We start from the raw sequence: 14,493 nt of genomic DNA, 5'->3' as shown, positions 1-14,493 counted from the left end.
GCGCCCTGCGCGGGGCGCCGAGACGCCTCAGCCGGCCAGACGCTCCTCGAGGCTGAGCGCGATGAAGCGCGGCAGATGATCGCCCATGCCGACCGTCTTGCCGGACTTGGCCGTCTCCGTCTCGCGGGCCGGTGTCTCGGCGGCGGCCTCCTGTGCCGGGGTCGCAGCCTCTTGCGCCGCTTCGGCCGGGGTGTCGGCCGTCTTGCGCTTGCGCGTGCGGCCGCCGCGCGAGCGCTTCGGCTTCGCCTCGGACTTTTCGCGCTCGCTCTCGGGCGCGTCCGGCGTGGCCTCGGCCTCGCGCTTCGGACCCGGCTGCGCCTCGGGCAGGTCGATGCGCGGGATTTCCTTCTGGATCAGCCGCTCGATGTCGGCAAGATGCTTGTCGTCCTTGGGGCCGCAGATGGTGAGCGCCTTGCCCGCGCGCCCGGCGCGCCCGGTGCGCCCGATGCGGTGCACGTAGTCCTCGGCGTGGGTCGGCACGTCGAAGTTGAAGACATGGCTCACCGCAGGAATGTCGAGCCCGCGCGCGGCCACGTCGGAGGCCACGAGAAACCGCAGCGTGCCGTCGCGGAAGGCGTCGAGGGTCTTCATGCGCGTCGACTGGTCGAGGTCGCCGTGGATCGGCGCGGCGTCGAGCCCGTATTTCTTCAGCGACTTGGCGAGGATATCGACCTCCACCTTGCGATTGCAGAAGATGATCGCGTTCCGGCACGCCTCGCCCTCGCGCTCGATCAGCGCGCGCAGCAGCTTGCGCTTGTCGCTGGCCTCGCGGTCGCGGCGGCCGGGCTTGAACATCGCCACGCCCTGCTCGATCGTCTCCGACGCCGTGGCCTGCCGCGCCACCTCGATCCGGGCGGGCGCCTGCAGGAAGGTGTTGGTGATGCGCTCGATCTCGGGCGCCATGGTGGCCGAGAAGAACAGCGTCTGCCGGGTGAAGGGCGTCAGCGAGAAGATCCGCTCGATGTCCGGGATGAAGCCCATGTCGAGCATGCGGTCAGCTTCGTCCACCACCATGATCTGCACGCCGGTCAACAGCAGCTTGCCCCGCTCGAAGTGGTCCAGAAGGCGCCCTGGCGTGGCGATCAGCACGTCCACGCCCTTGTCGATCAGCGCGTCCTGTTCCTTGAAGCTGACGCCGCCGATCAGCAACGCCTTGGTGAGCTTCACATGTTTTGCATAGGTATCGAAGTTCTCGGCCACCTGCGCGGCGAGTTCGCGCGTCGGGCAGAGCACCAGGCTGCGCGGCATACGCGCGCGCGCGCGGCCCCGGGCGAGCATCGTGATCATCGGCAGGACGAAGCCCGCCGTCTTGCCGGTGCCGGTCTGGGCGATGCCCAGCACGTCGCGCCCTTCGAGCGCGGGGGGAATCGCGCCGGCCTGGATCGGGGTGGGCGTTTCGTAGCCCGCCTCCTCGACGGCCTTCAGAACCTTCGGGTTGAGGTCGAGATCTGTGAATTTGGTCATGTATATCCGTGGTTTACGGACACACGCGGCCCGTAGCGTCTATGCGAGCCAGCACGTTTCGGGCGCATCGCGCACCCACGGCTCGACACGCGATGTAGTCAATGCGCCGCGAATCGTCAATCCGGCAAGGCGACCTGCGCCCTGCGGCGCACGCATGGCCGCCGGTCACAGGCCGAGCCTGTCGCGCATCGCGTACCAGCTCATCGCGAGCACGAGAAGCGGCGAGCGCAGCGCGGCGCCCCCCGGGAAGGGGCACGTGGGGATCGCCGCCATCGCCTCGAAGCCCTCCGCACGGCCGGCGACCGCCTCGGCCATCAGCTTGCCCGACAGCGTGGCCAGCCCCACGCCGTGGCCTGAATAGCCCGAGGCCGAAAGCACCCGCGGCGCGACGCGCGCCAGATAGGGCAGGCGTCGCATGGTGATCGCCAGCGTCCCGCCCCAGGCATGGGTGATCCGCACGTCGTCCAGATGCGGAAACACCTCGAGCATCGGCCGCCGGACGAGACCGGCGATGTCGGCGGGGAAGCGGTAGCCGTAGCTCTCGCCGCCGCCGAAGAGCAGTCGCCCGTCGTGGCTTAGCCGGAAATAGTTGACGACGAACTTCGTGTCGGCCACCGCCACGTCGCGCGTCAGCACCTCCGCCGCGCGCGGCCCCAGCGGCTCGGTCGCCACCACGAAGTTGTTGATCGGCATGACCCGCGCGGCGACGCGCGGCGCGAGCCCGCCCAGATAGCCGTTCCCGGCGAGGATCACGTGATCGGCCCTCACCAGCCCTGCCGCGGTGCGCACGGCCGGCTCCGGCCCCTCGATCAGCTCCACCGCGCGGCTGCGCTCGAAGATCCGCGCCCCTGCCGCCTCGGCCGCCCGCGCAAGACCCAGCGCGAAGGCCAGCGGATGCAGATGCGCCGCGCCGTGATCCAGCGCGCCGCCGCGATAGCGCGGCGAGGGGCAGAGCGCGTGCCCGGCGTCGGCATCCAGCAGCTCGATGCGGGCGTAGCCGTATTCGGATGCGAGGTGGTGGGCGTCCTCGTGGATCTCCGCGCGCTCGGCGTCGGTGTAGCCCAGATGCGCGACGCCGGGACGCAGATGACAGTCGATGCCGTGCTCGGCCGCCAGATCGCGGACGAGCGCCTTGGCGTCCTCGCCCAGGTCCCAGAGCTGTCGCGCCGCGTCGCGGCCCATCAGCCGCTCGAGGGCGCGCTGGCCCACCCGCTGGCCCGAGCCCAGCTGCCCGCCATTGCGCCCCGAGGCGCCGAAGCCCGCGCGGCTGGCCTCGAGCACCACCACCCGCAGCCCCCGCTGCGCCAGGTGCAGCGCCGCCGACAGCCCCGTGTAGCCCGCCCCCACCACGCAGACGTCCGCGCGCAGCTCGCCCGCCAGCGCCGGACGTCCGGGCGGCAGATCCACCGTCGCGGCGTACCAGCTCGCCGGGTATTCGCCGGGTCGGTCGTTGGCGGTCAGCAGGTCCGTCACGCGCCTGTCCAGTCCTTCCTCTTGCGAAAAATGCGCTCGGGGGGTGAATGCCGCGGCACCCGGCAGAGGGGGGAGACAGCCCCCCGCATCCCGCGTCACACGTTCAGCAGCAGATGCTCCCGTTCCCAGGGGCTGATGATCTGCAGGAACTCCTCGTATTCGTTGCGCTTCACGGCGGCGTAGACCCTGCAGAACTCGCGGCCCAGCGTCGCGTGCAGCGCCTCGGCCTCCTCGAAGGTCTCGAGCGCGTCGCCCAGCACCTGGGGGAAGTCGCCCTCGCCGTCGTAGGTGCTGCCGCGGAACTGCTTGGTTGGCCAGTCCTCGTCGATCAGGCCCAGATAGCCGCAGGCCAGCGAGGCGGCGATGCCGAGGTAGGGGTTGCAGTCCATGCCCGCCACCCGGTTCTCGATGCGCCGCGCCTGCGGCTCGGCGATCGGGATGCGCAGCCCGGTGGTGCGGTTGTCGCGGCCCCATTCGAGATTGATCGGCGCGGCGTAGTCCTTCACGTAGCGGCGGTAGCTGTTGACGTAAGGCGCCAGGATCGAGATCGCCGCCGGCAGATGCTTCTGCAGCCCGCCCAGGAAGTTGAAGAAGGCGTCCGTCTCGCCGCCCTGCGGGCCCGCGAAGAGGTTGCGCCCCGTTTCCCGGTCGATCACCGAGTGGTGGATGTGCATGGCGCTGCCGGGTTCGCCCTCGATCGGCTTGGCCATGAAGGTGGCGAAGCAGTCGTGACGCAGCGCCGCCTCGCGGATCATCCGCTTGAAATAGAACACCTCGTCGGCGAGCTTCACGGGATCGCCGTGGCGCAGGTTGATCTCGACCTGTCCCGCGCCGCCTTCCTGCGTGATCCCGTCGATCTCGAAGCCCTGCGCCTCGGCGAAGTCGTAGATGTCGTCGATCACGGGGCCGTATTCGTCCACCGCGCTCATCGAATAGGCCTGACGCGCGGCGGCCGGACGTCCCGTGCGGCCCATCATCGCCTCGATCGGCTTTCCGGGGTCGATGTTGCGCGCGACGAGATAGAACTCCATCTCCGGCGCCACCACCGGGTGCCAGCCCTTCGCGTGGTAGAGCTCGACCACCCGCTTGAGCACGTTGCGCGGCGCGAAGGGGATGGGCGTGCCCTCGCGGTCGAAGGCATCGTGGATCACCTGCAGCGTCCAGTCGCCGGTCCAGGGCGCCGCGGTGGCGGTGGACATGTCCGGCTTGAGGATCATGTCCGGCTCGGTGAAATCCTCGGTGTCCGCCTCGGGCGTCCAGCCGCCCGTGATCGTCTGGAAGAAGATCGAGTTGGGCAGGTGGAACTGGCTCTGGCGGGCGAACTTGCTGGCCGGCACGGCCTTGCCGCGGGCGATGCCGGGCAGGTCGGCGATGATGCATTCCACCTCGTCGAGGCGTCGGCCCTCGAGATAGAGCCGCGCGGCCTCGGGCAGGCTGTTCATCCAGTCGCTCATGCGATCCTCCGCTCCGCGAGGAAGCGCGCGATCATCTCGCCCACCTCGGCCCGGTCCGTGGGGCGCTCGAGCTCGTCACGCGCGGCCGCGAGCAGCGGTTCGGGCACCAGACCCTTGCCGCGCGTCTCGGCCAGCCCTTCGATCACCTCGGCGTCGAACTCGGGATGCGCCTGCACGGTGAAGATCTCGCCGTCGTAGAGCAGCGCTGCATAGGGGCAGTCGGGATGGGTCGCCACCACCTCGGCCTCGGCAGGCTTTTCGGTGATCTGGTCCTGATGCCAGGCGTTGAGCGCGACCGCGCGGCCCTGCCAGTCGTAGACGGTGCGGCCCACGGCCCAGCCGCCCTGCCACTTCTCCACCTTGCCGCCCAGCGCCTGGGCGATGATCTGGTGGCCGAAGCAGATGCCGACCAGCGGCTTGCCGGCGGCGCGGATCTCGCGGATCAGCCGCTCCAGCGGCGGGATCCAGTCGTGATCCTCGTAGGCGCCGTGCTTCGAGCCGGTGATGAGCCAGGCGTCGGCGTCCTCGGGGCCGTCGGGGAACGCGCCGCCCTCGACGTGCCAGGTGCGGAAGTCGAAGCCGCGCCGCCCGAGCAGGCGTTCGAACATTTCGGGGTAGTCGCCGGTGCGGGGCCGGATCTCTTCCGGTGCGCGTCCGGTCTGCAGTATGCCGATCAACATGAAATCACCGCTTGGATGGCCGTGATCTAGCCCGTGGCCCGCGCGCCCACAAGAGGCTCAGGCGTTGTCGAGGTAGATCTGCCAGTGCCGCTCCGGCGGGATCTCCGCCAGCCGCCGCATCTCCTGCCGCTTGGTCATGCAGAGATTGTCCACGATCGCGTCGCCGAGGATGCGTCGCATCAGCGCCGAACCGTCGATCCGGTCGATCGCGGCGGCCCAGTCCGGGGCCATCTGCGGCAGGTCGCGCTCGTAGGCGTTGCCGTCGATCGGCGCGGGCGGGGCGAGCCCGTCCTCGATGCCCGACATCGCCGCGCCGAGCACGGCGGCGAGCAGGAGGTAGGGGTTGATGTCGCCGCCCGCGGCCCGATGCTCGATCCGCCGCGCCCTGGGCGGACCGGCCGGGATGCGCACCGCTGCCGTGCGGTTGTCGTAGCCCCAGCCCGCGCCGGTGGGGGCGTGCGCGCCGGGTACGAGGCGCGCGTAGCTGGGCCCGTGCGGGGCCAGCACGAGCGTGGACTCCGGCATCGCGCGCAGACAGCCGGCCACCGCCTGCAGGAGCAGCTCCGAGCCCGTCTCGCCGCCGTCGTCGAAGACGTTGGCGCCCTCGGCGTCGAGCACGGAGAAATGCACGTGCATCCCGTTGCCCGCATCCTCCGCGTAGGGTTTCGCCATGAAGGTGGCCGCCATGCCGTGCCGCCGCGCCAGCCCGCGCGCGAGCGCCTTGAAGAGCCAGGCGTCGTCGGCCGCCTCCATCGCCGCGCGGTGGCTCAGCGTCACCTCGAACTGTCCGAGCCCCGCCTCCGAGATCGCGGAGTCGACATCGATCCCCATCGCGGCGCAGCCCGCGTAGAGATCCGTGAAGAAGGCGTCGAAGGCGTCGAGCTGGCGGATCGACAGGATGGCGTGGCCCTGCAGCCGCCGGCCGGTCTGGGGGTTGATCGGCGGCATCAGCGTCTCGCCCGCGTCGTCGACGAGGGTGAATTCCATCTCGGTGGCCGCGACCACCTGCCAGCCGCGCGCGGCATAGGCGTCGAGCGCGCGGGCGAGCGCGTGGCGCGGATCGCCCGCGAAGGGCGTGCCGTCCTGCTCGAACATCCACATCGGAACGAGGGCCGAGGGGTTCTCGAGCCAGGGCATCGGCATCGGCCCGCGCCCGGTGGGATAGAGGATGCCGTCCTGGTCACCCGTCTCGAAAACCAGCGGACTGCCCTCGATGTCGCTGCCCCAGATGTCCACGTTGAGCGCGGAAAGCGGCATGCGCACGCCCGAGGCGTCGAGCTTCGCCGCGGCCGCGGCCGGCATCCGCTTGCCCCGCATCTGTCCGTTGAGGTCGCAGGCCGCCGCCCGGAAGGTCGTGACGTCGCTCAGATCCATGCGCTCGGTCCCCGTGGCGCCCCTGGCTGCGCCCTCGGCGTCCTTGGGTATTTGGGGACCATTGAAAGAGCAAGCGCGCATCGTGGGCCTCAGCGGATCACGTTGAGCCGCAGCCGGAGCCCGCGCCGCGCCTCCTGCGGCAGGTGGCGGTTGAGCCGCGCGTTGATCGCGCCGAAAAGCGCGATGATGACCAGCGTCAGCAGGATGAAATACCCCGCCAGGATCGGGTAGGGCACGAAGGGGTTGAAGGTCTTGTCGGCGAAGTAGTTGGCGTAGTAGAGCGCGTCGCCCCGCTGCTGCCAGGCCGGAAAGCCCGAGAAATAGACCAGCGTTGTGGCGTGGAAGAGGAAGATCGCCTCGTTGGTGTAGGCCGGCCAGGCGAGCCGCAGCATGGTGGGCCAGACGATGCGGCGAAACCGCGACCAGCCCGAGAGCCCGTAGGCGTCGGCGGCCTCGAGCTCGCCCTTCGGGATGGTGCGCAGCGCGCCGTAGAAGATCTCGCCCGAATAGGCGGCCGTGTTGAGAAAGAGCACGATGGTCGCCCCCGCCCACGCGCTGGTGAAGGGGTCGAAGACGGGGGCCACGGGCTTGAGCGAGAGAAACAGGAAATAGGCGAAGAAGAACTGGATGAAGAGCGGCGAGCCGCGGAACAGGAAGATGAACCATTCCGAGGGCTTGCGGATCGCCCGGATGCGCGAGGCCTTGCCCAGCGCCACCGCCGTGGCGAGAAAGAAGCCCGAGGCGAGGGCGATGACCGCGAAATAGACGTTCCAGATCAGCCCCGAGCCGATCAGGGTGAACTGCTGGCAGAGGGTGAAGTTGTCGCGCGGCAGGAGCCGCTCGCCGATTCCCACCGAGCGCAGGGCATAATCGGCGATGGTCTCCCAGCAGCTCACGCGCCGGCCCTCCGCTGCGCCTCGCCCTGCGCGGTGGCCTGGCCGTGCGAGAGGCGCACGGTCAGCCGCTCCAGCGCGATCTCGGAGACGCGGGTGAAGGCGAGGTAGAAGACCAGCAGTGCCAGGAAATACCACATCCGCCAGTCCCCGTGCGGATAGTCGGTGAAGCGCGGCGTTTTCGAGGAGCCCAGCTCGCGCGCCCAGTAGACGATATCCTCGACGCCCAGCAGGAAGAGGAGCGGCGTGGCCTTGATGAGCACCATCCAGAGGTTCGAGAGGCCGGGAATGGCATAGATCCACATCTGCGGCACCAGCACCCGCCAGAAGGCCTGCCGCCGGGTCATGCCGTAGGCCTCGGCCGTCTCCATCTGCGCGCGCGGCACGGCGCGCATGGCGCCGAAGAGGACGTTCGCCGCGAAGGCGCCGAAGACCAGCGCGAAGGTCAGCACGGCCAGGAAGAAGCCGTAGGTCTCGTGCATCCATTGCGGCGCGGTGTTGAGCGGCAGTTTCGCCGCCTGGCACACGATGAAGTCGTTGCCCTGGCGGATCGGCTGATCCCAGTCGGGGCAGAGCACCTGGTGGCGCGTCCATTCGAAGATCTGGTCGAGCGCGATGACGAAGAACAGGAAGAAGGCGATGTCGGGCACGCCGCGCACGATCGCGATATAGCCCTTGCCGAAGAGCGACAGCGGCAGGAACCGCGACCGTGCCGCCGCGGCCCCCGCGAAGCCGAAGGCCAGCGCCGTGGGCGCGGTGATCGCGAGCAGAAGAAGCACGGTCCCGAACGACAGGTAGAAGCTCATGTGCTTGCCCGTCGTCAGGTAGCACGCGAACCACCGGACGGTGTCCAGCGTGTCGGGATCCGTGCAGAACGGAAACACTGCCTATGTCACTCGCGATGGCGCCTGGAGGCGGTTTCGGAAATTGGCTCCCCCCTCCGTGACCGGAGGGGGGAAGGCGCGTTACGTCAGCATTCTCCGTGCGTGCTGCTGACGTCCCACTTCTCGATGAGTGCGTCGAGGCTTCCATCGCACTTCATCTCCTCGATGACGGCGTCGAAGGTCGCCCGCAGCTCCGGGTCGCTTTCGCGGAAGCCCATGCCGACGCCGCCGCCCAGCGCCACGTCCGGTCCCGCCCAGACGAGCTCCGGGTCGTCCTCGACGATCGGCGCGAGGAAGGACTTGTCGGCCAGCACCGCGTCGGCCTCGCCGCTCTTGACGGCCTGGATCGTCTCGTCCGGCGTGGCGTATTCCACCAGCGTCGCGCCCTGCTCGGCGATGTAGCCCGCCTGGATCGTGCCGGTCTGCGCCGCGATCACGCCGCCTTCCACGTCCACGTCCTCGGACATGGCGGCATAGGCCGAGGGATCCGGCGGCGTGTAGTTCTGCGAGAAGTCGATGACCTCGTCGCGCTCGTCGGTGATCGACATGCCGGCGATGATCGCGTCGTAGTTGCCCGAGACAAGGTTGGGGATGATCGAATCCCAGTCGTTCGTCACCCACTCGCACTCGAGCTCGGCGCGCGCGCAGAGCTCGTCGCCCAGCTCGCGCTCGAAGCCGTCCACCTCGCCCGCGTCGTTGATGAAGTTCCACGGGGGATAGGCGCCCTCGGTGCCCAGGCGGACCACGTCCTGCGCTGCGGCCATTCCGGCGGAGACCGCCAGCGCCGCCGAGGCGAGGATCAGTCTTTTCATCTCATGCACTCCCTTCCTTGGTTGGAGTCTGTCGTCATGCGGCGCGGGTGGAGGACAGAAAGCCCTGCAACCGCTCCGACTCGGGCGCCCCGAAGAGCGCCTCCGGCGGACCTTCCTCCTCGATCAGACCCTGGTGGAGGAAGATCACATGGCTCGCGACATCGGCCGCGAGCTTCATGTCATGGGTGACGATCAGCATGGTGCGGCCCTCGGACGCGAGGTCCTTGATGACCTTGACCACCTCCTGCTCGAGCTCGGGGTCGAGCGCGCTGGTCGGTTCGTCGAACAGAAGCGCCTCGGGCTCCATGCAGAGCGCGCGCGCGATGGCGGCGCGCTGCTGCTGGCCGCCCGAAAGCTGCGCGGGCCAGACATCGGCCTTGTCGCCGATGCCCACCTTGTCGAGGTAGTGGCGCGCGGCGCGCTCCACCTCGTCGCGGTCGCGGCGCAGCACGGTGAGGGGCGCCTCCATCACGTTCTGCAGCACGGTCATGTGCGCCCAGAGATTGAATTGCTGGAACACCATCGACAGGTTGGTGCGGATGCGGATCACCTGCGCCTGATCGGCGGGGTGGCGGTGGGGGCCGGCGCCCTTCCAGCGTACCGGCTCGCCCTTGAACAGGATCTCGCCCTGCTGGCTGTCCTCGAGCAGGTTGAGGCAGCGCAGCAGCGTGGACTTGCCCGAGCCCGAGGAGCCGATCAGCGCGAGCGTCTCGCCGCGCCGCGCCGACAGGCTCACGCCCTTGAGCACCTCGAGGCTGCCGTAGGCCTTGTGCAGGTCGCGGACTTCGATGACGGGGGTGTCTGACACGGCGGGATGCGGGCTCCTGCTGCGGGTTTCCGGTTACTAGGGCGGAAAAAGACCACTGATGCAATGCGCAACGCAAGGGAAAGCGTGCGCCGCCCGCGTCTCTGCCCGCGTCTCAGGCGGCGGTGCGGTCGAGCGCGGGCGCGGGCGGCAGGGGCATCGCCAGATAGACCGCGGCCGGGATGCGCACCAGACCGCGCAGGCCCAGCGCCGCGCGATCCGCGGGCGCGAGCGCGGCGATCGCCGCCGCGACGGCGCGCGCCAGCGGCTCGGGGTCGCGTCCCTTCGCGGTGATCAGCGGCAGGCCGGGGGAGGGGGGCGTCGTGCCGATCACCCGCAGCCCCGTGGCGAAGGCGTCGTGCCGGGCGATCAGCCGCCAGGTCTGCGCGTCCAGCGCGGCGAGGTCGGCGGCGCCTTCGGCGACCGCGCGGGCCGAAGCCGCGTGCGATCCCGTGACCGTCAGCGGGCCGAAGCTGCGCCCGGTCGCGGCGAAATGCGCCGCCGGCGCCGCCCATCCCGATTGCGACAGCGGCTCGTTGAGCGCGAAACGGGGGGCGCGAAACGCGTCGAGCCTGTCGGGGCCGTCGGCGCGCGCGACATAGACGGAGCGATACCAGCCCGGCGCGCAGCCCGGCAGGCCGAAGTCCGGCGTGCCGACCAGCGTGACGCGGTCCGTCAGATACGCCCGGAATGGCAGCCCGCAGGTCTGCGCCAGCAAGAGGTCCGGTGCCTCCCACAAGGTCCAGAGATCCTCCGCGTCGCTCAGGGCCTCGGGCCCCGCGCCCAGCGCGTCGCGGATCGCGGACCAGAGCCGTGCCGTGGAGTCCGCCGTCTCGGGGCGGCCATACATCGGCAGCCCGGCGATCACCCGCCTTCGATCCTGCGCCGCGCGCGGCCGCTGTCCACGTCGGAGACGCCCAGAAGGTTAGAGGCGAGCCGCATCAGCGCGTTCTCGTGATCGTCGCGCACCCCGTCGGCCAGCACCACCTTCCAAAGCGCCTCGATCACGCCGAGGCGCTCCTCGTAGGGCACCGCCTCCTTGATCGAGCGGGTGAAGCGCACGGTGTCGGGCGCCTCGGCCTCCAGCGCCTCGGCCTCGGACTGGAGCTTCTGCGCCTCGAAGGGCGAGAGGCCGAAGCGCTCGGCGGCGATGCGGCTGATCATGCGCCGCTCTTCCTCGGCGTAGTCGCCGTCGGAGCGCGCGACGCGGACAAGGAGCGCGGTGAGCGCGAGGCGCGCGTCGTCGTCGGGCAGCGGTTCGGGGACGGGCGCGGCGAGGCGCTTGAGGAAATCTGCGAACATGGGGCCGATATAGTCGGGCGCGGGCCGCGCGCCAATCAGGGAATGGAGCGCGCGTTCTCGCGCAGCTGGGCGCTGTCGTATTCCTCGACGCCGAGGGCGGCCTCGATCGCGGCGATGGCCGCCTCTTCCTCGGCGTCCGCCGCGCCGTCGGCCAGCATGACCTCCCAGAGCGCCTCGATGAGGCGGAGACGTTCGGTGTAGGCAATGCCGTCGCGCAGCACGGCCGCGAAACGCTCGGTCTCCGGGAGGTCGTGTTCGAGGCGCTCGGCCTGGGCGCGCAGCTTGGCGGCCTCGACCGGATTGAGCCCGAAGCGGGCGGCGAGGATGCGGTCGATGCGGCTGATCTCCTCGAAGACATAGACATGGTCGGATTTCGCCACGCGCACCAGCAGCGCGCCCAGCGCGAGGCGCGCATCGGGCTCCGGCAGCGCCTTCGGCGGATGCCGGTCGTGCGCGAAACGGGCGAGGATCTCGCGGAACATCAGCCCTCGTAGCCCTCGACGATGACGAGATCGGCCTCCGCCGCCCCCTCGCGCAGCGCTTTCGCGCGCTGGTATTCGGGGCTGTCGTAGCAGGCCTGCGCGGCCTCGAGGCTGGGGAACTCCAGCACCACGCTGCGCGGCTTCCAGCCGCCCTCGCGCGTCTGTTGCGCGCCGCCGCGCACGAGAAAGCGCGCGCCGTATTTCTCGAAGGCTTCGGCATTGGCGGCGCGGTAGCGCTCGTAGGCCTGCGGGTCCGTGACCTGCATCTGCGCGATCCAGTAGCCCTTGGGCATCCGTGCCTCCCCTGCGACGCTCATCGGCCCGCGTGCGGGCCTCTTCGCGAGGCGCGCCGGTCCGGGCGCGCGCGAGCATCGCCGCCCGGCGACGCCCCGTCAAGCTCAGCCGGTAGGCGCGGGACAGCCGAAGCGCAGATCGTCGAAGGAGACCCCGCCGGGGTCGCGGTTCTCGAGCGTGAGCCCCGCGATCCCGGCCTGCGCGTCGAGAAACCCGTGCGCCGAGATGCCTTCGGGCGCGACGATCCTCACCGCACCGATCGGTGCGCCGTCACGGGCGTAGAAGGTGGCGCGGATCGTGCCCTCGTGGCCCTCGGTCGTGCCGAAGGCGTCCACGTATTCGGTGTGCACGCGGAAGCCCACCGCGCACGCGTCCCGGGCGAAGAGAATCGCCACGCTCCCCTCGCCGCGCGCCTGCGGGTCGGGCTGGCCGAGGGGCCCCAGCGGGTAGAGCGCCATCGACCGATAGGCCGTATGGCGCGAGAGGCTGAGACCTTGCCCCGGCGCGCCGGGCTCGATGGCGAGCGGAACCGCGGGCCGGCCCGTCAGCCGGTCGTGCGGGCCGCCGTCGTCGATGTGGACGGCCCCCAGGCCCTGTCCGGCGAAGCGCTCGCCCAGCCGCGCACCCGGCACGGCAAGGCCGTGGTCGAAGCTGTAGCCCGGGTAGTCCTTCGCCGGCAGCCGGTCGAAGGTGACGAGCTCGGGCGCGAGCGGGGGCAGGTCGTCGTATGGGACCGGCGTTAGGCGCTCGGCGGCGGCCGCCGCCGGGACGATCGTCAGCCACACCGCCCACAGGCACGGGCCAGCGGCCCGGGCAGAGCCCGACCGCCCCCCCGGTCGGGCGCTTGGGTGCCCGCCCGCGGTCGGCCGCTGCCCTCTTGCCGTGCCGGGGATCGACGGCGGCAGGGTCTTGTCGGACCCGTGCGTGTCCATCACACCAGCCTGCTCATCTCCTTCGCCGCCCTTATGAAATCCGCGAAGAGCGGGTGCGGCTCGAACGGGCGGGACTTGAGCTCGGGGTGGAACTGCACGCCGATGAACCAGGGGTGGTCGGGCCATTCCACGATCTCGGGCAGGCGGCCGTCGGGCGACATGCCGGAAAAGCGCAGGCCCGCCGCCTCGAGCTTCTCGCGATACTTGATGTCCACCTCGTAGCGGTGGCGGTGGCGCTCGGAAATGCGCGTCGCCCCATAGACCTCGGCCACCTTCGAGCCCTCGGCCAGCACCGCGTCATAGGAGCCCAGCCGCATGGTGCCGCCCTTGGCGTCGTCGGGCCGCCGTTCGACCATGGCGTTGCCCTGCACCCATTCCTTCAGGTGATAGACCACCGGCGTGAAGCGCTTGCGGCCGGCCTCGTGGTCGAATTCCTCCGACCCTGCGTCGGGCAGGGCGCCCACGTTGCGCGCCGCCTCGATCACCGCCATCTGCATGCCGAGGCAGATGCCCAGGTAGGGCACCTCATGGGTGCGCGCGAATTCGGCCGCGCGGATCTTTCCCTCGGTCCCGCGCTCGCCGAAGCCGCCGGGCACGAGGATGGCGTGGAAGCCCTCCAGGTGCGGCGCGGGATCCTCGCGCTCGAAGATCTCGGCGTCCACCCATTCGACGTTGACCTTCACGCGGTTCGCCATGCCGCCGTGGGTGAGCGCCTCGGCGATGGATTTGTAGGCGTCGCCCAGCTGCGTGTACTTGCCGACGATGGCCACGTTGACCTCGCCCTCGGGGTGGCGCAGCCGGTCGGCGACGTCCTCCCATTTCGTCAGGTCGGGCCGCGGGGCCGGCGAGATCTGGAAGGCGTCGAGCACCGCCTGGTCGAGCCCTTCGCGGTGGTAGGCCAGCGGCGCCTCGTAGATGGACTTTAGGTCGTAGGCCGCGATCACCGAGTCCGGGCGCACGTTGCAGAAGAGCGCGAGCTTTTCCCGTTCCTTCTGCGGGATGGGTTTCTCGGAGCGGCAGACCAGCAGATCGGGCGCGATGCCAATGGAGCGCAGCTCCTTGACCGAGTGCTGCGTCGGCTTGGTCTTGAGCTCGCCGGAGGCCGCGATCCAGGGAAGCAGCGTGAGATGCATGAAGATGCACTGCCCGCGCGGCTTCTCCTGCGCGAACTGGCGGATCGCCTCGAAGAACGGCAGCCCCTCGATGTCGCCCACGGTGCCGCCGATTTCGCAGAGCATGAAATCGACCTCGTCCTCGCCCACGCGGATGAAATCCTTGATCTCGTCGGTGACGTGGGGAATGACCTGGATCGTCTTGCCCAGGTAGTCGCCGCGGCGCTCCTTCTCCAGCACGTTGGAATAGATCCGCCCCGAGCTCACGCTGTCGGTCTTGCGGGCGGCCACGCCGGTGAAGCGCTCGTAGTGGCCCAGGTCCAGGTCCGTCTCGGCGCCGTCGTCGGTCACATAGACCTCGCCATGCTCGAAGGGCGACATCGTGCCGGGATCGACGTTGAGATAGGGGTCGAGCTTTCTGAGCCGAACGGTGAAGCCGCGCGCCTGCAGAAGCGCGCCCAGCGCGGCGGAGGCGAGACCCTTGCCCAGCGACGAGACGACACCGCCGGTGATGAAGACGAAGCGTGCCATG

15 protein-coding genes are annotated in these 14,493 nt (G+C 70.0%); all 15 read right to left on the bottom strand.

All coding sequences use genetic code 11. The features are described 5' to 3' along the window. Positions 1-27: 27 nt before the first annotated feature. On the bottom strand, positions 28-1,464 hold the full coding sequence (locus DRV85_RS02585) for a DEAD/DEAH box helicase (protein WP_113287880.1): 1,437 nt from the start codon (positions 1,462-1,464) through the stop codon (positions 28-30). A gap of 165 nt (positions 1,465-1,629) precedes the next feature. Continuing rightward, positions 1,630-2,937, bottom strand: coding sequence for an NAD(P)/FAD-dependent oxidoreductase (locus DRV85_RS02580; protein ID WP_113287879.1), 1,308 nt, complete (start codon positions 2,935-2,937; stop codon positions 1,630-1,632). A gap of 95 nt (positions 2,938-3,032) precedes the next feature. Continuing rightward, the gene (locus tag DRV85_RS02575; protein WP_113287878.1) at positions 3,033-4,391 is read right to left on the bottom strand and encodes a glutamine synthetase family protein; all 1,359 of its coding nucleotides are present in this window, start codon (positions 4,389-4,391) and stop codon (positions 3,033-3,035) included. After that, positions 4,388-5,071: a type 1 glutamine amidotransferase gene (locus DRV85_RS02570; protein ID WP_113287877.1), complete on the bottom strand. Its 684-nt coding sequence runs from the start codon at positions 5,069-5,071 to the stop codon at positions 4,388-4,390. Before DRV85_RS02570 ends, DRV85_RS02575 begins: the two co-directional genes overlap by 4 nt. Before the next feature lie 57 nt (positions 5,072-5,128). Next, entirely contained in the window at positions 5,129-6,445 is a 1,317-nt protein-coding gene (locus DRV85_RS02565; protein ID WP_113287876.1) for a glutamine synthetase family protein, read from the bottom strand. Between the two features lie 89 nt (positions 6,446-6,534). Beyond that, a complete protein-coding gene (locus DRV85_RS02560) occupies positions 6,535-7,341 on the bottom strand; it encodes an ABC transporter permease (RefSeq protein WP_113287875.1) in 807 nt (268 codons plus the stop codon). Continuing rightward, positions 7,338-8,222, bottom strand: a complete 885-nt coding sequence (locus DRV85_RS02555; protein ID WP_113287874.1) for an ABC transporter permease — start codon at positions 8,220-8,222, stop codon at positions 7,338-7,340. Before DRV85_RS02555 ends, DRV85_RS02560 begins: the two co-directional genes overlap by 4 nt. A gap of 86 nt (positions 8,223-8,308) precedes the next feature. Next, positions 8,309-9,034 carry a transporter substrate-binding domain-containing protein gene (locus DRV85_RS02550; RefSeq protein WP_113287873.1) on the bottom strand — a complete coding sequence of 242 codons (726 nt, stop codon included), beginning with the start codon at positions 9,032-9,034 and terminating at the stop codon, positions 8,309-8,311. Positions 9,035-9,068: 34 nt separating this feature from the next. Then, positions 9,069-9,842, bottom strand: coding sequence for an ABC transporter ATP-binding protein (locus DRV85_RS02545; protein ID WP_113287872.1), 774 nt, complete (start codon positions 9,840-9,842; stop codon positions 9,069-9,071). Between the two features lie 112 nt (positions 9,843-9,954). Next, on the bottom strand, positions 9,955-10,707 hold the full coding sequence (locus DRV85_RS02540) for a phosphate/phosphite/phosphonate ABC transporter substrate-binding protein (protein WP_113287871.1): 753 nt from the start codon (positions 10,705-10,707) through the stop codon (positions 9,955-9,957). After that, positions 10,704-11,141, bottom strand: coding sequence for a tellurite resistance TerB family protein (locus DRV85_RS02535; RefSeq protein ID WP_113287870.1), 438 nt, complete (start codon positions 11,139-11,141; stop codon positions 10,704-10,706). The genes DRV85_RS02540 and DRV85_RS02535 overlap by 4 nt, the downstream gene beginning before the upstream one ends. 35 nt (positions 11,142-11,176) lie before the next feature. After that, the gene (locus tag DRV85_RS02530; protein ID WP_113287869.1) at positions 11,177-11,623 is read right to left on the bottom strand and encodes a tellurite resistance TerB family protein; all 447 of its coding nucleotides are present in this window, start codon (positions 11,621-11,623) and stop codon (positions 11,177-11,179) included. After that, positions 11,623-11,916, bottom strand: a complete 294-nt coding sequence (locus DRV85_RS02525) for a DUF1330 domain-containing protein (protein ID WP_113287868.1) — start codon at positions 11,914-11,916, stop codon at positions 11,623-11,625. Before DRV85_RS02525 ends, DRV85_RS02530 begins: the two co-directional genes overlap by 1 nt. Before the next feature lie 105 nt (positions 11,917-12,021). Further along, positions 12,022-12,702, bottom strand: coding sequence for a hypothetical protein (locus tag DRV85_RS02520; RefSeq protein WP_113287867.1), 681 nt, complete (start codon positions 12,700-12,702; stop codon positions 12,022-12,024). A gap of 146 nt (positions 12,703-12,848) precedes the next feature. Further along, the gene (locus DRV85_RS02515) at positions 12,849-14,492 is read right to left on the bottom strand and encodes a CTP synthase (RefSeq protein ID WP_113287866.1); all 1,644 of its coding nucleotides are present in this window, start codon (positions 14,490-14,492) and stop codon (positions 12,849-12,851) included. Position 14,493: the final 1 nt, after the last annotated feature.

The sequence above is a fragment of the Rhodosalinus halophilus genome (assembly GCF_003298775.1).
Lineage (GTDB): Bacteria > Pseudomonadota > Alphaproteobacteria > Rhodobacterales > Rhodobacteraceae > Rhodosalinus > Rhodosalinus halophilus.
This window is presented reverse-complemented; position numbering and strand designations above follow the sequence as displayed.

What these genes read in the sequence shown, in the direction of transcription:
- DRV85_RS02525 (WP_113287868.1), bottom strand. Translation starts at nt 11,916, where the DNA reads ATGCCCAAGGGCTACTGGATCGCGCAGATGCAGGTCACGGACCCGCAG.
- DRV85_RS02515 (WP_113287866.1), bottom strand. Translation starts at nt 14,492, where the DNA reads ATGGCACGCTTCGTCTTCATCACCGGCGGTGTCGTCTCGTCGCTGGGC.
- DRV85_RS02550 (WP_113287873.1), bottom strand. Translation starts at nt 9,034, where the DNA reads ATGAAAAGACTGATCCTCGCCTCGGCGGCGCTGGCGGTCTCCGCCGGA.
- DRV85_RS02530 (WP_113287869.1), bottom strand. Translation starts at nt 11,623, where the DNA reads ATGTTCCGCGAGATCCTCGCCCGTTTCGCGCACGACCGGCATCCGCCG.
- DRV85_RS02535 (WP_113287870.1), bottom strand. Translation starts at nt 11,141, where the DNA reads ATGTTCGCAGATTTCCTCAAGCGCCTCGCCGCGCCCGTCCCCGAACCG.
- DRV85_RS02585 (WP_113287880.1), bottom strand. Translation starts at nt 1,464, where the DNA reads ATGACCAAATTCACAGATCTCGACCTCAACCCGAAGGTTCTGAAGGCC.
- DRV85_RS02565 (WP_113287876.1), bottom strand. Translation starts at nt 6,445, where the DNA reads ATGGATCTGAGCGACGTCACGACCTTCCGGGCGGCGGCCTGCGACCTC.
- DRV85_RS02575 (WP_113287878.1), bottom strand. Translation starts at nt 4,391, where the DNA reads ATGAGCGACTGGATGAACAGCCTGCCCGAGGCCGCGCGGCTCTATCTC.
- DRV85_RS02570 (WP_113287877.1), bottom strand. Translation starts at nt 5,071, where the DNA reads ATGTTGATCGGCATACTGCAGACCGGACGCGCACCGGAAGAGATCCGG.